This window comes from Streptosporangium pseudovulgare, assembly GCF_014648055.1.
In the GTDB taxonomy this organism is placed as follows: domain Bacteria; phylum Actinomycetota; class Actinomycetes; order Streptosporangiales; family Streptosporangiaceae; genus Streptosporangium; species Streptosporangium pseudovulgare.
In genome coordinates this window covers 89,799-109,431 of sequence record NZ_BMQJ01000015.1, presented here as the reverse complement: position 1 = coordinate 109,431, position 19,633 = coordinate 89,799, and the positions used below count along the sequence as shown (strand labels likewise).

General features: G+C 73.6%; 21 protein-coding genes and 2 pseudogenes. 13 read left to right on the top strand and 10 right to left on the bottom strand.

Translation table 11 applies throughout. The features are described 5' to 3' along the window. Positions 1-121: 121 nt before the first annotated feature. On the top strand, positions 122-2,572 hold the full coding sequence (locus tag IEZ10_RS27155; RefSeq protein ID WP_189249354.1) for a glycoside hydrolase family 95 protein: 2,451 nt from the start codon (positions 122-124) through the stop codon (positions 2,570-2,572). A gap of 134 nt (positions 2,573-2,706) precedes the next feature. Here IEZ10_RS27155 and IEZ10_RS27150 read toward each other — a convergent pair whose 3' ends face one another. After that, entirely contained in the window at positions 2,707-3,786 is a 1,080-nt protein-coding gene (locus IEZ10_RS27150) for a cellulose binding domain-containing protein (protein WP_189249353.1), read from the bottom strand. A 267-nt stretch (positions 3,787-4,053) separates the two neighbouring features. On the opposite strand from IEZ10_RS27150, the pseudogene IEZ10_RS40330 reads away from it, so the two are divergent. Further along, positions 4,054-4,814: pseudogene (locus tag IEZ10_RS40330) on the top strand (transposase); the annotation flags it as partial. A 90-nt stretch (positions 4,815-4,904) separates the two neighbouring features. On the opposite strand, the gene IEZ10_RS27140 reads toward IEZ10_RS40330, so the two are convergent. Beyond that, positions 4,905-5,282 (bottom strand): nuclear transport factor 2 family protein, encoded by a 378-nt coding sequence (locus IEZ10_RS27140; RefSeq protein WP_189249352.1) that lies wholly within the window; start codon positions 5,280-5,282, stop codon positions 4,905-4,907. Positions 5,283-5,389: 107 nt separating this feature from the next. Between IEZ10_RS27140 and IEZ10_RS27135 the strand changes: the two genes are divergently transcribed. Continuing rightward, positions 5,390-7,684: a hypothetical protein gene (locus IEZ10_RS27135; RefSeq protein ID WP_189249351.1), complete on the top strand. Its 2,295-nt coding sequence runs from the start codon at positions 5,390-5,392 to the stop codon at positions 7,682-7,684. Positions 7,685-7,780: 96 nt separating this feature from the next. Here IEZ10_RS27135 and IEZ10_RS27130 read toward each other — a convergent pair whose 3' ends face one another. Both IEZ10_RS27130 and IEZ10_RS40065 read right to left on the bottom strand, forming a co-directional pair. Further along, positions 7,781-8,728 (bottom strand): tetratricopeptide repeat protein, encoded by a 948-nt coding sequence (locus IEZ10_RS27130; protein WP_189249350.1) that lies wholly within the window; start codon positions 8,726-8,728, stop codon positions 7,781-7,783. Beyond that, positions 8,715-8,849, bottom strand: coding sequence for a hypothetical protein (locus tag IEZ10_RS40065; RefSeq protein ID WP_268246377.1), 135 nt, complete (start codon positions 8,847-8,849; stop codon positions 8,715-8,717). Before IEZ10_RS40065 ends, IEZ10_RS27130 begins: the two co-directional genes overlap by 14 nt. 235 nt (positions 8,850-9,084) lie before the next feature. Here IEZ10_RS40065 and IEZ10_RS27125 point away from each other — a divergent pair, with 235 nt between their 5' ends. From IEZ10_RS27125 to IEZ10_RS27110, 4 genes are all read left to right on the top strand, one after another. Next, positions 9,085-9,621, top strand: a complete 537-nt coding sequence (locus IEZ10_RS27125; RefSeq protein ID WP_189249349.1) for an NUDIX hydrolase family protein — start codon at positions 9,085-9,087, stop codon at positions 9,619-9,621. Positions 9,622-9,712: 91 nt separating this feature from the next. Further along, positions 9,713-10,096 (top strand): ArsR/SmtB family transcription factor, encoded by a 384-nt coding sequence (locus IEZ10_RS27120; protein WP_189249348.1) that lies wholly within the window; start codon positions 9,713-9,715, stop codon positions 10,094-10,096. Positions 10,097-10,148: 52 nt separating this feature from the next. After that, the gene (locus IEZ10_RS27115; RefSeq protein WP_189249347.1) at positions 10,149-10,682 is read left to right on the top strand and encodes an SRPBCC family protein; all 534 of its coding nucleotides are present in this window, start codon (positions 10,149-10,151) and stop codon (positions 10,680-10,682) included. A 2-nt stretch (positions 10,683-10,684) separates the two neighbouring features. Further along, a complete protein-coding gene (locus IEZ10_RS27110; RefSeq protein WP_189249346.1) occupies positions 10,685-11,275 on the top strand; it encodes a TIGR03086 family metal-binding protein in 591 nt (196 codons plus the stop codon). Positions 11,276-11,399: 124 nt separating this feature from the next. Here IEZ10_RS27110 and IEZ10_RS27105 read toward each other — a convergent pair whose 3' ends face one another. Beyond that, entirely contained in the window at positions 11,400-11,837 is a 438-nt protein-coding gene (locus IEZ10_RS27105; RefSeq protein ID WP_229811688.1) for a VOC family protein, read from the bottom strand. 26 nt (positions 11,838-11,863) lie between these two features. Between IEZ10_RS27105 and IEZ10_RS27100 the strand changes: the two genes are divergently transcribed. Further along, positions 11,864-12,325, top strand: coding sequence for a MarR family winged helix-turn-helix transcriptional regulator (locus tag IEZ10_RS27100; RefSeq protein WP_229811687.1), 462 nt, complete (start codon positions 11,864-11,866; stop codon positions 12,323-12,325). Positions 12,326-12,431: 106 nt separating this feature from the next. Here IEZ10_RS27100 and IEZ10_RS27095 read toward each other — a convergent pair whose 3' ends face one another. Both IEZ10_RS27095 and IEZ10_RS27090 read right to left on the bottom strand, forming a co-directional pair. Beyond that, positions 12,432-13,382: an NAD(P)H-dependent flavin oxidoreductase gene (locus IEZ10_RS27095; RefSeq protein ID WP_189249345.1), complete on the bottom strand. Its 951-nt coding sequence runs from the start codon at positions 13,380-13,382 to the stop codon at positions 12,432-12,434. 124 nt (positions 13,383-13,506) lie between these two features. Further along, entirely contained in the window at positions 13,507-13,650 is a 144-nt protein-coding gene (locus tag IEZ10_RS27090; protein WP_189249344.1) for a hypothetical protein, read from the bottom strand. A 74-nt stretch (positions 13,651-13,724) separates the two neighbouring features. Between IEZ10_RS27090 and IEZ10_RS27085 the strand changes: the two genes are divergently transcribed. Next, positions 13,725-14,732, top strand: coding sequence for an endonuclease/exonuclease/phosphatase family protein (locus IEZ10_RS27085; RefSeq protein WP_189249343.1), 1,008 nt, complete (start codon positions 13,725-13,727; stop codon positions 14,730-14,732). A gap of 6 nt (positions 14,733-14,738) precedes the next feature. Here the strand turns inward: IEZ10_RS27085 and IEZ10_RS27080 are convergent, their stop codons facing one another. Next, positions 14,739-15,482, bottom strand: a complete 744-nt coding sequence (locus tag IEZ10_RS27080; RefSeq protein ID WP_189249342.1) for a hypothetical protein — start codon at positions 15,480-15,482, stop codon at positions 14,739-14,741. A 138-nt stretch (positions 15,483-15,620) separates the two neighbouring features. Here IEZ10_RS27080 and IEZ10_RS27075 point away from each other — a divergent pair, with 138 nt between their 5' ends. The 4 genes from IEZ10_RS27075 (at position 15,621) to IEZ10_RS39240 (ending at position 18,130) form a co-directional block, all read left to right on the top strand. Next, positions 15,621-15,950: a hypothetical protein gene (locus IEZ10_RS27075; RefSeq protein ID WP_189249341.1), complete on the top strand. Its 330-nt coding sequence runs from the start codon at positions 15,621-15,623 to the stop codon at positions 15,948-15,950. 16 nt (positions 15,951-15,966) lie between these two features. Beyond that, positions 15,967-17,298: an ATP synthase subunit I gene (locus tag IEZ10_RS27070; RefSeq protein ID WP_189249340.1), complete on the top strand. Its 1,332-nt coding sequence runs from the start codon at positions 15,967-15,969 to the stop codon at positions 17,296-17,298. A 59-nt stretch (positions 17,299-17,357) separates the two neighbouring features. Further along, complete coding sequence (locus tag IEZ10_RS27065; protein ID WP_189249339.1) at positions 17,358-17,822, top strand: YchJ family protein; 465 nt, start codon at positions 17,358-17,360, stop codon at positions 17,820-17,822. 104 nt (positions 17,823-17,926) lie between these two features. Further along, positions 17,927-18,130: a hypothetical protein gene (locus IEZ10_RS39240; protein ID WP_229811686.1), complete on the top strand. Its 204-nt coding sequence runs from the start codon at positions 17,927-17,929 to the stop codon at positions 18,128-18,130. Here IEZ10_RS39240 and IEZ10_RS39235 read toward each other — a convergent pair. Further along, positions 18,109-18,171: pseudogene (locus tag IEZ10_RS39235) on the bottom strand (hypothetical protein); the annotation flags it as partial. The gene IEZ10_RS39240 and the pseudogene IEZ10_RS39235 sit on opposite strands and share 22 nt — an antisense overlap. A gap of 184 nt (positions 18,172-18,355) precedes the next feature. Beyond that, positions 18,356-19,576: an MFS transporter gene (locus tag IEZ10_RS27055; RefSeq protein ID WP_373287425.1), complete on the bottom strand. Its 1,221-nt coding sequence runs from the start codon at positions 19,574-19,576 to the stop codon at positions 18,356-18,358. Positions 19,577-19,633: the final 57 nt, after the last annotated feature.

The following is a 19,633-nucleotide window of genomic DNA, read 5'->3' as shown; positions in this document are numbered from 1 at the left end:
GCTGACGGAGGTGGAAGGGCGACCGTCGCGGAAGACCAACGTGTCCGGCAGGATTCCTCGGGTGAGCACCGCCCCCGTCGGATGAACCACCTTCGCTCCATGTGGCTCCTGAAGGAGGGACATGACCTTGAGGCTCTGGTACGCGCACCCGGCCCGGAACTGGATGGAGGCCCTGCCCGTCGGCAACGGCCGTATCGGGGCCATGGTGTTCGGCGGCCCGCGGCGGGAGCGCATCGCGCTCAACGTCGACACGCTGTGGTCGGGCAGGCCGCACGGGGCCGGGGTGAGCGGCGGGCCCGAGACCCTCGCGGAGATCCGCCGCCTTCTGCTCGACGAGGACGACCGCCGGGCGGCCGAGGACGCCGTACGGAGGCTTCAGGGACCGGAGAGCGAGTCCTACCAGCCTCTCGGCGACCTCCTGTTGACCTGCGGACCCGAGGTCCCGGAGCCGGGTGGGGGAGATCCGCGGGGAGGCGGGCCGAGGGCGGGGGAGTACCGCCGGGAGCTCGACCTCGACCGCGCCGTCGCGGTCACCTCCGCCGGCGGCGTCACCACCGAGGTGTTCGCCTCGGCGCCCGACGGGCTCCTACTGGTGCGGGTGACCTCCTCCTCCGCGATCGGGTTGCGGGCCGAGCTGCGCACCCCGCACGCGGAGGCCGGGACGGGCCACCCCGACGCGCGGACGCTGACGCTGACCGGCCGCGCGCCCGCCCACGTCGAGCCGCACCGGCCGGTCGCCGACCCCGTCGTCTACCGTGCCGGTGAGGGCATGCTCTTCGCGGTCGCCGTGCGGGCGTGGGCCGACGGCGGAACGGTGCGCACCGGAGGTGGGACGCTGGCCGTGGAGGGGGCCGCCTCGCTCACCCTGGCGCTGGCCGCCGAGACCTCGTTCCGCGGCTGGGACCGGGAACCGGGGGACGACCGGGTCGAGCTGCTGGAGCGGTGCCTGGCCACGATCGGCGCGGCGGAGCCGTACGGGACCGGTGAGCTGCTCGCGCGGCACGTCGCCGACCACGCCGAGCTGTTCTCACGGGTGAGCCTGCGGCTCGGCGAGGCGCCGGAGGGGCGGCCGGAGGCGGGGGACGGCGCCCGCGCAACCCGTCCGGACGGCGGGCGGCCCACCGGCGGGAGGCCGATCGACGAACGGTCGATCGACGAACGGCCGACCGGCGAGCGGGCGGCAGGCGAGCGGCCGACCGACGAACGGGTGGCCGCGGTTCGCGCCGGCGCCGACGACCCCGGGCTCGCCGCGCTGATGTTCGCCTACGGCCGCTACCTCCTGATCGCCTCCTCCCGGCCCGGCACGCAGGCCGCCAACCTCCAGGGCATCTGGAACGAGGACGTGCGGCCCCCCTGGAGCTGCGACTACACCACCAACATCAACGTCCAGATGAACCACTGGCCCGCCGAGACCACGAACCTGCCCGAGTGCCACCTGCCGCTGGCCGACCTGGTGGAGGAGTTGGCCTCCTCCGGCGCGCGCACCGCCCGCGAGGTCTACGGTGGTGACGGCTGGGTCGCGCACCACAACGTGGACATCTGGCGGGCGAGCTGGGCGATGCCCGGTGAGGCGATGTGGTCGATGTGGCCGATGGCCGGGGCCTGGCTGGTCAGGCATCTGGTCGAGCACGCCGACTTCGCCGACGACGACGGCTTCCGCATGACGCGGGCGTGGCCGGCGGTGCGGGGGGCCGCGGAGTTCGTGCTCGGCCATCTCGTCGAGGACGGCGCGGGGCGCCTGGTCACCGCGCCGTCCACCTCGCCGGAGAACTCCTTCTTCGACGCCCGCGGCGAGCACGTGTCGGTCGACGTCACCGCCACCATGGACGTGTGGCTGATCCGCGAGCTGTTCCGCACCGCGGCCGGGCTGGCCGTACGGGCCGGTGACACGGAGTTCGCCGGGCGGCTGCGCGACGCGCTCGCCCGGGTGCGCGGCCCCGGGATCGGCGCGGACGGCCGCCTGCTGGAGTGGTCGCGGCCGTTCACCGAGTACGAGCCGGGTCACCGCCACCTGTCCCACCTCTACGGGCTGTTCCCCGGCGACGAGATCGACGTGGACGGCACGCCGGAGCTCGCCGTGGCGGCCCGGCGGTCGCTGGAGGCCCGGCTCGCGGCCGGTGGCGGCGGCACCGGCTGGAGCCGAGCCTGGACGATCTGCCTGTGGGCCCGGCTGCGCGACGGCGCGGCGGCGGAGACGGCCGTGCGTGAGGTGCTGCGCGAGCACACCGCCGCCAACCTCCTGGGCCTGCACCCCCCGCGGATCTTCCAGATCGACGGCAACCTCGGGTTCACCGCGGGTGTGGCGGAGGCGCTGCTGCAGAGCCACACCGGAACGCTGCGGCTCCTGCCCGCCCTCCCGCCGGGCTGGCCGACGGGCGCGGTGACGGGTCTGCGTGCCCGGGGCCCGGTCATCGTGGACCTCGAATGGTCGGGCGGTCTGCTCAGGCGGGCCTCCTTCACCGCCGGACGCGACCGCGTCGTCACCCTGGCCCCGCCCCCGGGCGTGACAGGGCCGGACGAGCTGCGCCTGACGGCCGGTGAGCCCCGGGTCGTGACGTTCGACCCGGCCTGACGGCCGGAGAACCCGGCCCGGCCCCGGTGTCTCCACAGCCGGAGATCCGGGCGCGGCCCCGGCGTCCCCGCCGTTCCCCGGGGCGTCGTGCCCTCCGGCGTCCCGGGGGACGGCGGGGACGCCGCCCCGGGCGGTCACGCCGCCGAGCAGGTGGGTACCGGTGCGGTGTTCACGCCGTTCCACGAGGCCAGGAAGCCGAAGGTGGTCGAGGCGCCCGCGGCGAGGGAGCCGTTCCAGGAGAGGTTCCGTACGGTCACCGCGGAGCCGCTCGCGGACGGCTCGCCGTTCCAGACCTGGGTGATCCGCTGGCCGTCGGCGAAGGTCCACCGCACCGTCCAGGAGCGGATCGCGGCGGTTCCGGTGTTCCGGACGGTGACCTCGCCCTGGAAGCCGCCCGCCCACTGGTTGGTGTTCCTGAAGGTGGCCGAGCAGCCACCCACCGGAGCGGTGGGGGTGACGGTGGGGGTCGGCGTGACCGTGGGGGTGGGGCTCGGGTGGGCGCCGTCCAGCAGGCCGGTGAGCGCCGGGTACCACCGGTCGGACATCTTCCGGTCGCCCGCCGCGTTCGGGTGCACGCCGTCGTAGGTGTCGGTGGCCGTGTCGAACCCCGTCCACTGGTCCACGACGACGATCGGCGACCGCGCGGTGGAGGTGGCCGCCGCCCAGGCGGGGATGGCGTTGTTGAAGTTCACCGCCCGCTGCCCGCATTCGGCGCAGGTGGACGGGTTCATCGGGATGATCTTGGCGACCAGGATCCTCATGTCGGGGTTGGCGGCCCGCATCTGGCCCACCAGCTTGGTGAACGCGTCGAGGATCGTCGCGGGGGCGATGCCGCTCCACACGTCGTTGGTGCCGAAGTGCATCATCACGATGTCGGGCCTGGTGGCCTCCAGCCAGCCGGGCAGCAGGTTCTGGCTGGCCACGTTGGTCGCCAGGTAGCCGCCGTGCCCCTCGTTGTCGCCGTCGTGGGCCACCGAGCAGCCCTGCGGCGGCAGCGTGCCGACGAAGTCGATGCCGGTGTACCCGCTGCTCCGCAGCCTGTCCCAGAGCAGGGCCCGCCAGCAGCCGGGGGAGCCGGTGATCGAGTCGCCGAGCGGCATGATCCTGGTGGCCGCGGCGTCCGCGGCCGCGGAGACCGCGAACGTCACCGCCATGAACATCGCCGCTCCGGCCAGCGCCGCCAGCATCGCCCGGAAGGCGTTCCTCCGCGTCATCGTCCCCTCCGCCGTCGGTTGCGCAGATCGTAGGAGCGCGGTCCCGGCGGCCGGAAGCGACCGGCCACCGGGGCCGCTGTGACCTGCCGGTTCGGCGGAGCCCTCCTGTAACTTTCAGGGCCGGCCCGGCGGGCCGGCCGATGAACCCCCCCGTCCCGGACGGCCGCCCGGGACGGAGGCCCAGTGCTCTGACCGGGAAGGCTCACCGGGTTGGTGGTCGTGACGGTTGGATGTGCGGTGACGTCCGATCCGAGCGCTGGATGCGCGGTGGCTGAGCCTGTCCGTGTACGCAGGCTGACCGACCAGGAGGGGCAGAAGCTGCAGCAGACCGTGCGCCGGGGCAGCACCGACTCGGTGCGCTACCGGCGCGCGATGATGCTGCCTTCACCCTCTGGTCGTTGCGCAAGCTCGCCGCCTGCCTGCGGAAAGTGCACGGACGTGTCATCCGCACCGGCCGTGAAGCCTTACGGTGCCTGCTCCGGCGCCGCGGCATCACCTTCCAGCGCACCAAGACCTGGAAGGAGTCACCCGACCCTGATCGCGACGCCAAGCTCGACCGGATCGAGCAGGTGCTGGAACGCTTCCCGGACCGGGTCTTCGCCTTCGACGAGTTCGGGCCCCTGGGGATCCGGCCCACCGCAGGCTCCTGCTGGGCGAAGCAGGGCAAGCCAAACCGGCTGCCGGCGACCTACCGCCGCACCCACGGCGTCACCTACTTCCACGGCTGCCACTCCGTGGGCGACGACCGCCTGTGAGGCGTCAACCGCCGCTGCAAGGGCACCGCCGACACCCTGGCCGCGCTCAAGTCGATCCGCGCCGATCGAGGCCCACTTCGGCCCGCTGCGGCAGTTCACCCTGTCACCCTGGCCAACTCCCACCACCGCAGCCGCCCTGCGCAAACCCAGGCACTGCACCGCTACCTGCGCTGGCGCAACACCAACGCCCGCCACCCCGACGTACTCGCCGCCCAACTCAAGGAACGCGCCCGCACCCGCAGCGAAAAGGGCATTCGCTGGGGCGGACGCCCCCCTCAACACCGCGGCCTGACCAACCGCGAACAGCAGCCCCCGAACGCCGACGGGGCACGTTCAGGAGAAGGACAGCGACAGAAGGATGACTCAGGAGGCGAACGGCTCGATCTCTCCCGCGAAGACGATGACCTGGTCGATGAGGCTCCGTCGCAGATGGACGACATCCGTTCCCGCCAGGCGGGGGCCTCCATCAGGCGTGGTGAAGACCCACTGGTACCGGGCCCATTCGTCAGGCATGTCCACCGCTGAGCAGCGCACCATCGTGCCGGTCCCCGCCGGGTGGCGTCGGATGTCCAGCACGAACCGCTCGACCGCCCCGATTCCTTCGCTGCGACCCAACGGCCCCCAGAAGACCACGTCTGAGGTCAGGGCCTGGGAGAGCAGGGCAGTCACATAGCTGTCGTCCGAGGCGTTGAACGCGGAGATGAACGTGTCGATCGCGGAGCGTGCGGTCTCTTCCGGCATGCCCCAGTAATACCAGGAGCTTCGCGTGCGCTCGTCCCACGAGCCGCCTTCCGATCACGGTTGACCTTCCCGCCGCGCCTCACCGGATCCTCGGGGAGGATGGCGGGATGTCGCATATCGGGACTTCGACCGCTGATACGGCGCCCGGTGCCGTGCGGACCCTCGACGAGACGGCCCTGGTACGCGCCTGCCGGGAGGGCCGGACCGTCCGGGCCCGGGACGGCGGGAGGCTCGTCGTCGAGGCCAGGCTGGTGCGTGAGCTGTGCCGGCGGGGACGCGAGGAGATCGACCCGCGAGGACTGACCGTCGAGGGCGCCAGGGTCACCGGAGACCTCGACCTGAGGGGAATGGAGGTCCCCTTCCCGCTGCGCTTCACCGGTTGCACGTTCGACCGGCCCGTCGATCTGGACGGCGCCGACCTGCACCTGCTGGCACTCGACGGCTGCGTGGTGCCCGGCCTGCGGGCCAACGGGCTGCGGGTCCGCCGGGATCTGGATCTGTCCAGGTCGCGCGTCACCGGCGACCTGGAGACCACGGCCAGCACCTCCCGCAGGGCGGCCGTGTGGCTGTGCGAGTCGGAGATCGGCGGGCGCCTGCTCTGCCTCGACACGGTCGTCGAGTCCTCGGACCGGGCGATCCAGGCCGACCGGATGCGGGTCGGCGGGACGGTCCGGCTGCTGCACGGGTTCGAGGCGCGCGGCGGACTGCGGCTGCTGGGGGTGCAGGTAGCGGGCTCGCTGGACCTGACCGGCGCCCGGCTGACCCACCCGGACCGGGGGCTGGCGCTGGACCTGGGGGACGCGCAGATCGGCGGCAGCGTCTTCCTCATCGACGACCAGACGGGCCGCCGTCCGCTGGTCCGCGGTTGCGTCAACCTCGGCAACGCCCGGATCTCCGGGCGGCTCCTGATCCGCCACGCCGCCTTCGAACCCTCCGAGATGGTCAGGGGCACCGGGTACGCCAGCGGGCGCGACGGGGGAGACGCGATCAGCGCCCCGGGGCTCTTCATCGGCGGCGAGCTGAGCGTCGAGGGCGAGTGCCGGATCGGCGGCGGCGTGGATCTCGCGATGGGCTCCTTCGGCGCCGTCCGGATCCACCGGGGAAGCTCGTTCACCGTCGGCGGCGGGCGCGCCCTCGACCTGACCAACGCCGAACTGCGCTCCGGCCTGCTGATCGAGGCGGGGACGGCGGTCGAGGGCACGCTGCGGCTGGCCGGGGCGCGCATCAGGGGCGACCTGGTCGTCAGGGGCACCCGGTGGAGCCGCCCGGAGAAGGAGACGCTCATCGCCGCCCAGGGTGTCGCCGTCGACGGCATGGTCGACCTGCGTGACGTCGAGACCGACGGCGGCAAGGTGGGGCTCCGCTCCGCGACCCTCGGCGGCGTCCTGGACGCCCACGGAGCACGGCTGCGCAATCCGGGCGGTGAGGCGCTCGCGCTGCAACAGGCGCTGGTCCGCGGGCCGGTGCTGCTCAACGGTGGGTTCGCCGCCGAGGGCCGGGTGACACTGGACCGGTGCGCGGTGGAGGGCCGGCTCGACTGCGACGGCGGCACGTTCGCCGGAGGGCTGGACGCGGTCTCGGCCGCGGTGCGCAGCGGCATGCGGCTGCGCTGGGCCGAGATCCCGCCGCGGGTGGACCTGACCGGCGCGTCCACCACGGTGCTCTCGGACGACCCGGCCCGGTGGCCGCGGGACTCGGCGATCTCCGGTTTCGTCTACGACCGGTTCGACGGCGCGTGGGACTGGCGGGCCCGCCGTGACTGGCTGCGCGCGATCGTCCCCTTCGACGCCGGTCCCTACGAGCAGGCGGCCAGGGTGTTCCGTCAGCACGGCCGTCCGGTGGAGGCTGAGAACCTGCTCATCGAGCAGCGGCGACAGGCCCGGAAGGTGTCCCCGCCGGGCGGCCGCTCGCCGCGCCGGTGGATCAGGAACGCCCGTGACCTGCTCTACGGCCTCACCGTCGGCTACGGTTACCGGCCGGGCCGGGTGCTGTGGATGCTGGGCGCCCTGCTCGCCCTGGTGGGCGTCATGACGATGAGTCCCGCCGTCCAGCAGACCCTCCGGGCCACGGACCCGCGCGGGAACGTCTACGCGGTGGACGGCCGGCTGGTCACCGTCGACGACGTGTCGGCGCCCGGGGACGGCACCGCGACCGCGGCGCGGCACGGCGCCCGCCCGGGGCCGTGCGGGGACGGGCAGGTGCGCTGCTTCGACCCGCTGTTCTACACCGTCGACACCGTCATCCCGCTCGTCTCGCTGGGTCAGCGCGCGACGTGGTACCCGGAGACGCGCAGCTCGGCGGGGCGATGGGTCTCGGCGTCGCTGAACGTCGCCGGCCTGCTGGGCTGGCTGCTGTCGACGGTGGTGGTGCTCTCCTTCGCCCGGCTCGCCCGCCCGGCCTGAGACCGCCGGCGCCTCCCACCCCGGCCGGCCCGGCCCGAGACCGCCACCGGCGCCTCCCATCCCCGTCCGCCCGGCCCGAGACCGCCGCCGGTGCTCTCACTCCGGCACGGACGCCGCCAGACGCCGCACCTCCGGGTGGTCGGGGCCGAGGGTGAGGCGTTTGACGCGCAGGGCGTCCCTCCGGCGCCGCGCCGCCTCGTCGGCGCGGCCCCGGAGGGCGTCCAGGCGCGCCAGGTTCACCTGGCACACCGCCACCTCGTAGTGGTCGCCGCCCAGGTGCTCGCGGAGGATGCCCTCGGCCCGGCGCAGCGCGTCCTCCGCCTCGTCGAGGTCGCCCCGCTCGGTCAGCAGCGCGCCCAGCACGGTGAGGTCGGCGGCGACCTGGACGTGCCGGGGGCCCAGCACCGCCCGCCGGATGCCGATCGCGGCCCGGATGTGCCGCTCCCCGCCGTCCTCGCGCCGGGCGTGTGCGAGCCCGGCGAGGTTGTGCAGCGCGTCGGCCCGCGCCAGCGGGTCACCGCCCTCCCGCTCCAGCAGGGCCAGCGCCTCCCGGTAGAAGACCTCCGCCTCGCCGTACCGTCCGGTCTCCTTGCACAGCACCCCGAGGGCCAGGCGCACCGCCACGAGCCGCCGCCGGCCGGTAGAGCCGGCCGCGCCGGTCAGCTCCTCCGCGCGGCGCAGGTACGCCTCGGCCCGGCCGTACCGTGCCAGTCTGCGCTCGACGTCGCCCACCAGGACCAGCGCGTCGACGAGCGGCCCGTCACGCCCCGGGCCCGGCGGCGCGGCCGACAGCGGGCCCGCCGCCCGCAGCGCGCACTCGCGCGCCGGCCGGTAGCGGATGAGCCCGTGCCACAGCGACGCGAGCTCCACCATGAGCGCCGGATGCCCGGCGGGGTCCAGCCGGTGCGCGACCTCCTCCGCCCGCCGCGCCCACCGCTCGCCCTCGGCGTACCAGCCGTGCCGCAGGCAGTGGACCCCCCGGAGGACGTGCCGCCGGACCACGCGGGCCCGGCGGCGGTCCAGGAGACCGTCAGTCCTCGTCAAGGGACGGTTCGCAGTGGTTGGCGATGCGGATGCCGGCCTCCGTCACATCACTCGTCATGGCCAGCAGGAACGGTACGGCCAGCACCGCAGCCGCCATCCGGATACGTCTGATCACTCGCATTGCTGCTCCTCGTCGTCCGGGAATGTCCTCCTCACGGTGGCCGCGGGAACTTGTGACCCGGTTGGAAACGACTGATCCGCCCGCACCGCGGTCCTCCGCGACCGGCCGCGCCCCGCGGTCCCCGGCCCGGCGCCTCGGCGGCCGTCACCGGGACCCGGCCGCCCGCCGGTGCGGGACGCGGGAGGACCCAGGGAGCCGCCGTGCCCCGCGGCCTGCGGCGACGTACGATCGACCAATGACCGAAATGACCGAAACAACGCCCGGCTGGCTCTCCTCCGAGGAACTGGAGCTGACGCGCGCGCGGATGCCGATCCTCTACGTCGACGCCGTACCCGTGCGCGTCGACGACACCGGGGTGGTCACGCACGTCGGCCTGCTGCTGCGCATCGGATCGGACGGGACGGTCAGCCGCGCCCTGGTGTCCGGACGGGTCCTCCACCACGAGCGGGTCCGCGACGCGCTGCTGCGCCACCTGGAGAAGGACCTCGGCCCGGTGGCGCTGCCCCGCGTCCCGCCCTCGCCGCAGCCGTTCACCATCGCCGAGTACTTCCCGACCGAGGGCGTCACGCCCTACCACGACCCCCGCCAGCACGCGGTCTCCCTGGCCTACATCGTCCCGGTCGCCGGGGACTGCCGTCCCCGCCAGGACGCGCTCGACCTGGTCTGGTTCACCCCGCAGGAGGCGGCGTCGCCGATGGTGCAGCAGGAGATGGCGGGCGGCCAGGGCGTCCTGCTGAAGCAGGCGCTGGCGCACGTCGGCTGCCTCACCTGACGTCCCCGGGCGACGCGGCCGCGCGCCCGGCCCGCGCCGGGCGGGCGAGGCCGACTTGATAGGTAGGAGATTTCCTACCTATAGTGGGCGCGTGACCGACACACGCGCCGGGTCCGCCCGGCCGGGCGCCGACGCGCCGGCGGACGCCGCGGACGCGGCCGGGGACCGGGTCTTCGCGGCGCTGGCCAGCCCGGTGCGCCGGGAGGTGCTGCGGCTGCTGCGCGAGGAGGGCCCCCAGCCCGTCCAGCGGATCGCCGGCCGCTTCGCCATGGCCCGCCCCAGCCTCTCCGAGCACCTGAGGGTGTTGCGGGAGGCCGGGCTGGTCAGCGAACGAAAGGTGGGCCGGCAGCGGCTCTACCGGCTGGAGGCGGTCCCGCTGCACGAGGTGCGGGAGTGGCTGGACCCGTTCGAGCGGTTCTGGCGCGAGAAGCTCACCGGGCTGCGGGACCTGCTCGACGACCTGGACGAACCCTGACCATCCCGGCCGTCCCCCGCCCGGGGGCGGCGGGCTTCCCCCGGAGGAGCCGATGACCGGCGACGACCTGACCGTCCTCCACCTCGACCAGTTCCTGCCGCACCCGCCGGCCAAGGTGTGGCGGGCGCTGACCGAGCCGGAGTTGATCGCCAGATGGCTGATGCCCGGCGACTTCCGGCTGGAGGTCGGGCACCGCTACACCATGCGCGGCGTCGCGATGCCCGCAACAGGGTTCTCCGGCGTCGTCCAGGCCGAGGTGCTGGCCTTCACCCCCGGGCGGATGCTCCGCCTCGGCTGGCGCGACGCCGGCTCCGAAGGCGGAGCCGGTGTCGACTGGACGGTCACCTGGACCCTGGAACCGGAGGGCACGGGCACCCGGCTGTTCCTGGCGCACGAGGGCTTCGACCCGGACGACCCCCTCCAGCGGCGGGCCCACACGATCATGGGCGGCGGCTGGCGGTCCCGCGTCGTACCCGCCCTGGCGGACGTCCTGGACCGCCTCCCTCTCCCGGACGACCGGAGGAGCCTCCCGGATGACCCGGACGCGGACCTCGCGGCCGGACGGCCGGGGCACACGAAAGGATGACGATGTCCGACATCGCGGAGAGATACGGCCGGCTCGCGGACGGCTTCCTGGCCCGGATCGAGGCGACGCCCGGCGGCAGATGGGACGCCGCCAGCCCCTGCCAGGGGTGGACGGCCCGCGACGTCGTCGCGCACGTCGTCAACGGGCACCGCGGGATCGTCGCGGCGGTGCGCGGCACCCGCCCGGAACCGGCGCACGGCGTGGGCGTCTCCGGCATGGCCGGCGCCCCGGAGGTGGCCCCGGACGCCGACCTGGCCGCCGCCTTCGCCGAGTGCCGGGCGGGCGTGCTCGCCGTACTCGCCGATCCGGATCTGGCCGCCTCGGGCTTCCGCGCCCCCATCGGCGCCGTCACCGTGGCGGAGGCGGTCGACACGATCGGCGCTCTGGAACTGCTCGTGCACACCTGGGATCTGGCCCGCGCCGTCGGCGGGGACGAGACCCTGGACGCCGAGGCCGTCGTCCGGACCTACGAGGCGCTGCGCCCCCACCACGCCGCGCTGCGGGCAACCGGCGCCTTCTCCCCGGCGGTCGAGCCTCCGGCCGGCGCCGACCCGCAGACGAGGTTCCTCTACTTCGCCGGCCGCCGCCCCTGACGGCGGGCGCCTCGTCGCTCCCGCCCCTGACGGCGGGCGCCTCGCCGGTCCCGTCCCCGGCGGCGGATGTCCCGGCTGCCGCCGTATCCGGCGGCGGACCGCCTCCCGGGGCGGTCCGCCGGGGTCAGCCGCCGTGCACGGTGAGGGCGTAGCCCTCGGGGCCGGTGAAGGTGAACATGCGGCCGAAGGGACCGTCCTGCGGCGGGACGAGGATGGGCACGCCGGCGGCGGCGAGGCGGTCGTGCAGGCCCTGGGCGTCGTCGGCGGCGAACCACAGGGCCACGCCGAGGCCGGGCCGTCCGCTGTCGAGGTCGGTGCCGGGCAGGGGCTCGCGGACGGCGAAGGGGATCGGCCGGGTGGTGAACACGACGGCGTGCGGGGGCGCGGCGGGCGCCCGGACGAGGCCGAGGTGCTCCTCGAAGAAGGCGGCGGCGGCCTCGATGTCGCGGACCTGCAGGGCGAGGAAGTCGGGGCCGGTGACGGCGGCGGTCATGGGGTGCTCCCGGGTGGGTTCGAACCGGAGTCCATATGTCAGGACTTTGACATACATGATGGTACGCATCTCGCCACCTATGTCAAAATATTGACATGAAAGAGGAAGAGGGGCCGGTCGCGCCGCATCAGGCCGGGGACGTCACCGAGCACGTGGGATACCGGCTCAAGCGGGCCGCGGCGGCGTTGCGGTCCGCGATGGACCAGGTGCTGCGCGAGCACGGCCTGACCGTGCCGCAGTACGCGTGCCTGGAACTGCTGGACGAACGGCCGGGGATCTCCGGCGCCGAGCTCGCCCGGCGCACCTTCGTCACCCGCCAGTCCTCCAGCGTCGTGCTGCGCGGCCTGCAGGAGGCGGACCTGGTCACCCGGCCCGCGACCCCCGACCACGGCCGGGCCCTGCCGGTGCACCTCACCGAGGAGGGACTGGCCCGCCTGGAGGCGGCGCGCGCCGCGGTCTACGCGGTCGAGCGGCGCATGATCCAGGCGATCCCGCCCCGGCGCCTGGACGCCCTGCTGGCCGACCTCGACCGCATGGCCGCCGCCCTCGACGGCTGACCGGCCGCCCGCGGGCGGCCGGACCGGGCTCCGTGCGACTCCGTACGGCCTCCCGGTCCGGTACGGCACGGCGCGTGCGGCGCGACGGGGGAGAGGCCGGCCCCGGTCAGGTGGCGAAGCGGCGCAGGAGCCGTTCCGCCTCGGCGAACCCGGCGACCACCTCGGCGGCGGTCCGCCGCCGGCGCACCATCCCCACCGCCTGGCCCGCGTAGACGTAGGCGGTGTCGTAGTCGCCGGACCGGCGGGCCGCCTCCAGTTCGGCGCGCGCCTCCTCGTCCGAGGCGAGCTCCTCCTCCCGGCCCGCCCACCGGTCGAAGAACGCGTTGCGCAGCGCGCGCCCGCCGTACTCCGGCGGCCAGGCGAGCCGCTGGACGACGTCGAAGACCCGGCCGTAGGCGGTGTCGGTCTCCCCGGCCGCCAGCACCCGCCCGGTGGCCGCGTCCGGGAGCGTCGTCTCGACGCAGCCCATGAACGCCGTGCCCACCCAGGCGCCGGCGGCGCCCGCGGCGAGTACGGCGGCCAGCCCGCGGGCGGTCGCGACGCCTCCCGCGGCGAGCACCGGGATCCGAACCTCATCCAGGACGCTCTGCAGCAGGGGCAGGGTCGCCACGTCGTCACGCCCGTGCCCGCCCGCCTCGGCGCCCCGCGCCACCACGGCGTCCACCCCGGCCCGCTCGGCGGCGCGCGCCTCGTCGGTGGTGCCCGCCTGGGTGACCACGGTGATCCCGGCCCGCCGCAGCCGCTCGACGTGGCCGGCGTACGGGCCGAAGCTCACCGACACCAGGCTCGGCCGGGCGTCGAGGACGGCGTCGAGCCGGGCGGGGTCGCCGTCCAGCGTCCAGGCCATGAGCCCGATCCCGTACGGCCGGCCGTCCCCGCCCGCGATCGCGGCCTGCCCGGCGATCCACTCGGCCGTCGCGGCGGAGGGGACGCCGATCATGCCCAGCGCCCCGGCCGCCGACACGGCCGCGGCCAGGCGCCCCGCGCCCACGCCCGCCATCGGCGCACCCACCACGGGCACCTCGATCCCGAACCGCTCGGTCAGCCAGGTGCGCATCGCAGTTCCCCTCTCCGCCGCCCGCGCGCTCCGCGTCCCTCACCCGCCGCGCGCCCGGCCGTCCGCCGTCCCTTGCCGTTCCGACGAGCATGCCATCCCGGCTCCCGGAGGGCGGACGAGGGGCTCAGTCCTCGATGGTGACGCCCATCGCGCCGGCCAGGGCGCGGACGAGTCCCTGGGCGTCCCGGTCGCTGACGGTGGCGCCCGCGAAGGCGGTCACGCCGCCGATCCCCAGCAGCACGCAATCGGTGAACCGGGCGCCCTCCATCCGGTCCGTGATCTTGCGAAGATCACCAAGAGGTGTAAGCCTGATGCGCCGGTCCCCGTACCGAGGAGGCATTCATGACCGAGCCCGACCCGATCACCACCGCGGACCTGTGGGATCTGAAGACCGATCCGGTGCGCCTCGACACTCTGGCCGGCACGTGGCGCAGCCTCGGCGCCAAGGTGGGGAGCGCTGAGGGCCTGATCAACGACGCCGCGCACGCGGTGTTCTCCAAGGAGAGCTGGACGGGCGACACCGCCGCCTCGTTCAACGACTACCGCAAGAGGCTCACCGCCGACGTGGAGCGGTTCGGCCGGTGGGCCACCAACGTCGCCGACCTTCTCTCCTACACCGCCACGGTGCTGCGTGTGCAGCAGGGGCTCCTCGACGACGAACGCAAGAAGCTCAGCGCGGTGCCCACGACCACCGGCCTCGACAGCCTGACCTTCCGCCCCCGTGACACCGGACAGGCGAGCCTGGTCACCGGCGCGATCAGCACGGCGCAGGAGATCCGTGGCCGTGTGGACGAAGTGCTGGCGGAGAAGAAGCGCGACATGAAGTTCTACGAGGACCAGTTCGAGTTGATGGCCAAGGAATGGAAACCGCGCACGATACGCCTGCTCAACCTCAACATCGGTCAGGGTGCCGGCAACTCGCCCGGCGACTCGAAGGGCACCGACTCCGGTGACATCCCCAGGATCGCTCAGGTGATCGCCGACCAGGACGCGGACGTCGCCACCATCCAGGAGGTCTTCCGGCATAACACCTTCGACCTGGAGGAGGAGTTGGAGAAGCGGACCGGCGACAACTGGGAGGTCAGGTTCGAGGAGGCGAGCAAGAAGTACCACGCGAGCGACGACTGGCCCATCATCGGAGACGTCATCAACGCGCCGTTCGGCAACGCCGTGCTCGTCCGCGAGGGCGACGTCATCGAGGGGGCCGGCGACAACGAAAAGGTGAAGCTGGACGTCGACGGCGGCAGCATCACGGTGCCCGCCAACGAGCCCGGCGCGGGCGACAGGCGGATCGACGACGGCGAGGGCCGATCCGCGGCCGAGACGGAGGTGCGGATCAGGCCCCGGTGACGCCGCCTACCAGTTGGGGACGTCCACGTCGACCCGCTGCGCGTCATGGTCGGAGGTGGCCCCGTCGACCAGGACGGGCTGCCCGCTCAGATCGAAGGCCGGCGAACCCGCGACATGGTCGATGCGGGTACCGGAGGGAGACGTGCCGACGACCTTGCCGGTCTCGTCGGCCGCGCCCGAGTAGACCGTGTACCCCTCCTGCTTGAAGTCGTGAATGGCGTCGCCGGAGGAGTTGTTCTTCGGGTTGTCCCCGTTGTGCGTCACGACGTTGAGGTCGGCGCCCAGCAGCGACGGCCCGCGGTTCATGGCCTCGTGGAGTTTGTCGATCTGGCCGGTGCGGACGAAGTCGTCGTACCCGTGCAGGCCGTGGCTGTGCACATGCGCGCTGTAGACGTCGAAGGACTCGTTCGCCCCGGAGAACAGCCGGTCGGCGATCTCGTCGTCCAGCTCTCTGAACGCCTTGATGACCCTGTGGAGCCTGCCCTCGTCGGAACGGAGCACGCCGATGAGGATCTCCGCCAGGCCATCGGCCGACGCCTGCAGATCGGCGTGCGCGGAACCGGCGGAGACGGCCCCGCTCGTGCCACCGAACGCGTTGGAACCCGGCATGCCGGGCACGGGGACGTAGGTCACGGCCCCGGGACCACCGGCGAGGGCCGTCCGCCCCTTCGTGACGGCCTTGTGGGCCTCGCCCACTTTTCCGGCCAGCTTGCCGACCGCGTCGAAGTCCATGCTCGCTTCGCTGCTCATGGCCGGACAGCGTAGAACAAACGATCATCCTGGCGCGACGGGCCACGGGGCGTGCCACGTGACAGGCCGCGGGGCGTGCCGCCCACACCGGCCGAAGTAAGATCATTCGTGGTTGTCATTGGGATGAAGGGACACCGGATGACCGAGGTGTTGCGCTTCGATCGGTCGTTGCTGAGCGGCGCCGGTCAGGGCATGCTGGACGCCGCGGCCGACTTCGAGCGGCACACCGGCGGTCTGCTGGCGACCGTGCGCGGTACGGGGGACACGGCGTGGGGCGGAACCTCCACCGGGGCGGCGATGGACCGGCTCGGTGACCTGCTCGACGACGTCTGCCGCCTGCTGCACTCCCACCTCCACCAGACCGGCGACGGCATCCGCGGCATGGCCGACGATCTCCGCCGGACGGAGGCCGACATCTCCGCCGTCGTGCAGGACCCCGGCGCCTCCCACCCCGGCCGACCGGCCTGACCGGCCTCACGCTCACATGGCACTCACCCTCTCCCCGGACCTGCAGGCCCCGTTCAGCCTGCTCGGCGTGCGCTGGCCGCCGGAGGACGAAGACCACATCCGCGCCTGCGGGGCGGCCCTGCGCGCATGCGCCGTCGCCCTCGACGAGCAGACGATCCCGGCGGCGCACGGTGCCGTCGGCCACGCGGCCCGGCACAACGACGGCGACCACATCGACGCGCTGACCGGCCATTGGGCCGACTACCACGCCGACGACGCGCGGTCCGGGCACCTGCAGAGCCTCACCGTCTCCCTGCACGCCCTGGCGGACGGCTGTGACCTGTTCGCCCGGATCGTCGAGATCGTCAAGGCCGTCCTGATATTCCTGGCGACCTACGTCCTGCTCGCCCTGATCTGGGCGGCGTCCATGGCCGCCCTCTCCGGCGGGCTCGCCGCGCTCCAGGCACGCGGCTTCGTCATGATGCTGCGGGCGTTCGCCAGGAAGGCCGTGGCGACGCTGCGCGGCAGGCTCGAGCGGTACTTCGGCGGCAGGCTGATCCGTGCCGTGGAGACCCGCCTGCGCCGCATCCTGCACGCCAAGGCCCCGTCGTTCCCGGTCCGCCCGGCGGTCTCGCCACTGCGCCGCGCGTACGGGGTCAAGGGTCTGGCCGCCTCGTCCGCGGGCGTGACCTGGCTGGTGGAAGGGCAGCCGGAGAGCCGCCCGCGCCCGCCCCTGAACAGCCCCGAGGAGGGGCCGCGTGACGGCCGGTACGACCTTGGTCCGGCCCGGGACCCCGGCATCCCCTACGACGACCCCTGGCCGTACGACCCGGACGCCAGACCCTCGCTCGATGACCACACGGCCTGGCACAAGTGGCGGGCGCTGCAACTCGCCGAGGAGGCGACGCCGGGGTTCGACGAGGCGGCCGCCACCTTCAAGCACTACCTGGAGGGTGACGGCAGCGACTACCACATCGACTACGACAAGGCGTACCGCGACGACAAGCTGATCCGTGAGGCCGTGGACGCGGAGATCCGCCGCGCCCAGGAGAACGCCGAGCGCATCCACCGGGAGACCGGGCGACGGGACTTCCAGATGACCGGCGAACCGGCGGCGATCAAGCAGACGGAGACCAAGAACTGGGAGTTCGCGCTGGGCCGCCACTCCATCTGGGGCAGCGCGGACGTCCGGGTCGACGGCGGCCAGGCCACCATGGAGATCACCGTCCACGCCTACGACCGCTACAACTTCAACCGCGAGGACAAGTGGATCAACCAGGAGAACGGCCGGTTCGAGACCCTCGGCTGGGCTCGGTCCTATGACACTCACGGCTCTTTGAAACGAAGGGTCACCTGGACCCTGCCCTGACCGTCGCGTCGTCCTCCGCCGGGAACCGGGGCGGTCGCGGCGCCGGGCACAATGGGGACGTGTCCCGACGCAGCTCACGCTCCCCGCATCCGTCCGCCGCATCCGCCGGTCCCTGCCCGTGCGGGCTGCCCGCGCCCTACCGCGACTGCTGCGGGCGGCTGCACCGGGGGGAGGCCACCGCGCCCACCGCGGAGGCGCTCATGCGCTCGCGGTACAGCGCCTTCAGCGTCGGCGACGCGGCGTACCTCCTGCGCACCTGGCATCCGCGGACCCGGCCGCCGCGCCTCGACCTCGACCGCTCGCTGCGGTGGACCGGCCTGGAGGTCCTGGAGACGACCGGCGGCAGCGCGTTCCACACCGAGGGCACCGTGCGCTTCCGCGCCCACTACGTCGAGCGCGGGGCCGAGGGGCGGCTCGACGAGCACAGCCGGTTCGTCCGCGAGGCGGGCGCCTGGGTGTACGTCGGGGCGATCCCGGACCCGCCCGCGCGCCCGGCGGGTGATCCGCGGCTTCGGAACTCCTGACCGGATGAGGCCGGCCGCGTCGGGACGCATGACCGGTCGCCGGACAGCACGAGGAAGGGCCGGCGGCCTCGGCCCGCAGCGGGGCGTGGTCGTAGCCGGCGGCGGTGCCGTTGAACATCCACCCGTCGGGATCGCCCCGCCGGATCTCGCCGGCCTGGGCCTGGCCGCCCGGCTCGCCGAGATACAGCTCGCCCTGGACCAGGAGGTACTCACGGTCCACCTTCGGCAGGTCCGGCGGGTCGATGATGACGGCGCCGTACATGCCGTTGGCGATGTGCTGGGTCATCGGCATGGTCGAGCAGTGGTAGAGCCACGCGCCGGCGAAGTCGGCGCGGAAGCGGTAGGTCAGCCGCTCGCCGAGCCGCTTATCGCCGTGGCCTCCTCCGCGGCGACCGCGGGCCGGGCGGCCGGCCCTTTTCTATGTGGACATAGGTCGGCATTCGGGCATCTCCCTATCGTGACGGAGCGCGTCGGCCCGCCCACCGCCTTCGTCACCGACCCCGGCGGACACGGTCGACCACGTACCTGAACGGCTACGCCGCCGCGGTGAGGCGCCGCGAGGCCGTCATGCGGACCACGGTCACCGTCAGGACCACGGTCAGTGCCGAGGCCGCGGCCAGCAGCGCCAGGCCGAGCCCGTAGGAGCCGAGTTCACCGTAGATGAAGCCCATCAGCAGCGGCGGCACGAACCCGCCCAGCCCTCCTGCGGCGCCGACCAGCCCGGTGACCGCGCCGACCTTGTCGGCCGGCGCGGCCTGCGCGACGAGCGCGAAGGTGGCACCGCTGCCCGCGCCCAACGCGGCGGCCATGGTCAGGAAGGCGATCGTGCCCACCGGCATCAGGCCGGGCGTGAGGGCCTGGACCGCCGCCGCGACGGCGACCACGACGAGCACGCCGACCAGAACCGGGATCGAACCGATCCTGTCGGACAGCCAGCCGCCGACCGGCCGCATCACGACCGCGAGGATCACGAATCCGGCCATGCGGTTGGCGGCGTCGGCCTGCTCCAGCCCGTAGCCGGTCTGCAGATAGGCGGGCAGGTAGACGGAGAAGGCGACGTAGCCGCCGAACGTCACGGCGTACAGGACACAGGCCTGCCAGGTGATCGGCAGTTTGGCGGTGGCCGCGAGCCGTTCCAGCAGCGGCTGCGCCGCGACGGTGCGGCCCGGGGCGTCGCGCATGACCAGCCAGGCGACGGCGGCGTAGAGAGCCAGCGCGATCGCGGTGATGAGGAAGGGGGTGGCCGAGCCGCCGAACTCGACGAGCTTGACCGTGGTCAGGGCGCTGATCGCGGTGCCGCCCATGCCGGCGCCGAAGACGCCGATGGCCAGGCCACGGCGTCGCGGCGGGAACCAGGCGTTGACGAACGGCACGCCCACCGCGAACACCGTTCCGGCGACGCCCAGGAAGAACCCGCCGACCAGCAGCATCGGCAGCGAGCTCTGCCCGGCCACCCCGATGAACACGACGGGCACGATGCCGGCGGCCGAGATCAGCGGGAACATCACCCGGCCGCCGAAGCGGTCGGTGAGCGCGCCGACCGGGATACGGCCCAGCGAGCCGACGATCACCGGGACGGCGACCAGCAGGGCCTGCTGGGCAGACGACAGGCCGAGCAGGTCCTTGAACCGCGGCCCCAGCGGGCTGAGCAACGCCCAGGCCCAGAAGTTCAACGCGAAACCGAGGGTCGCGAAGCCGAGCATGAGCGCGGGTCTGCCGCCGGCGACGGCCGGATCCTTCTTGCCGGTCATCATCATCCTTCCTCATCACTGTCATCACGCACCAGCGCGTGCTTCCGGCTACATCCCAGC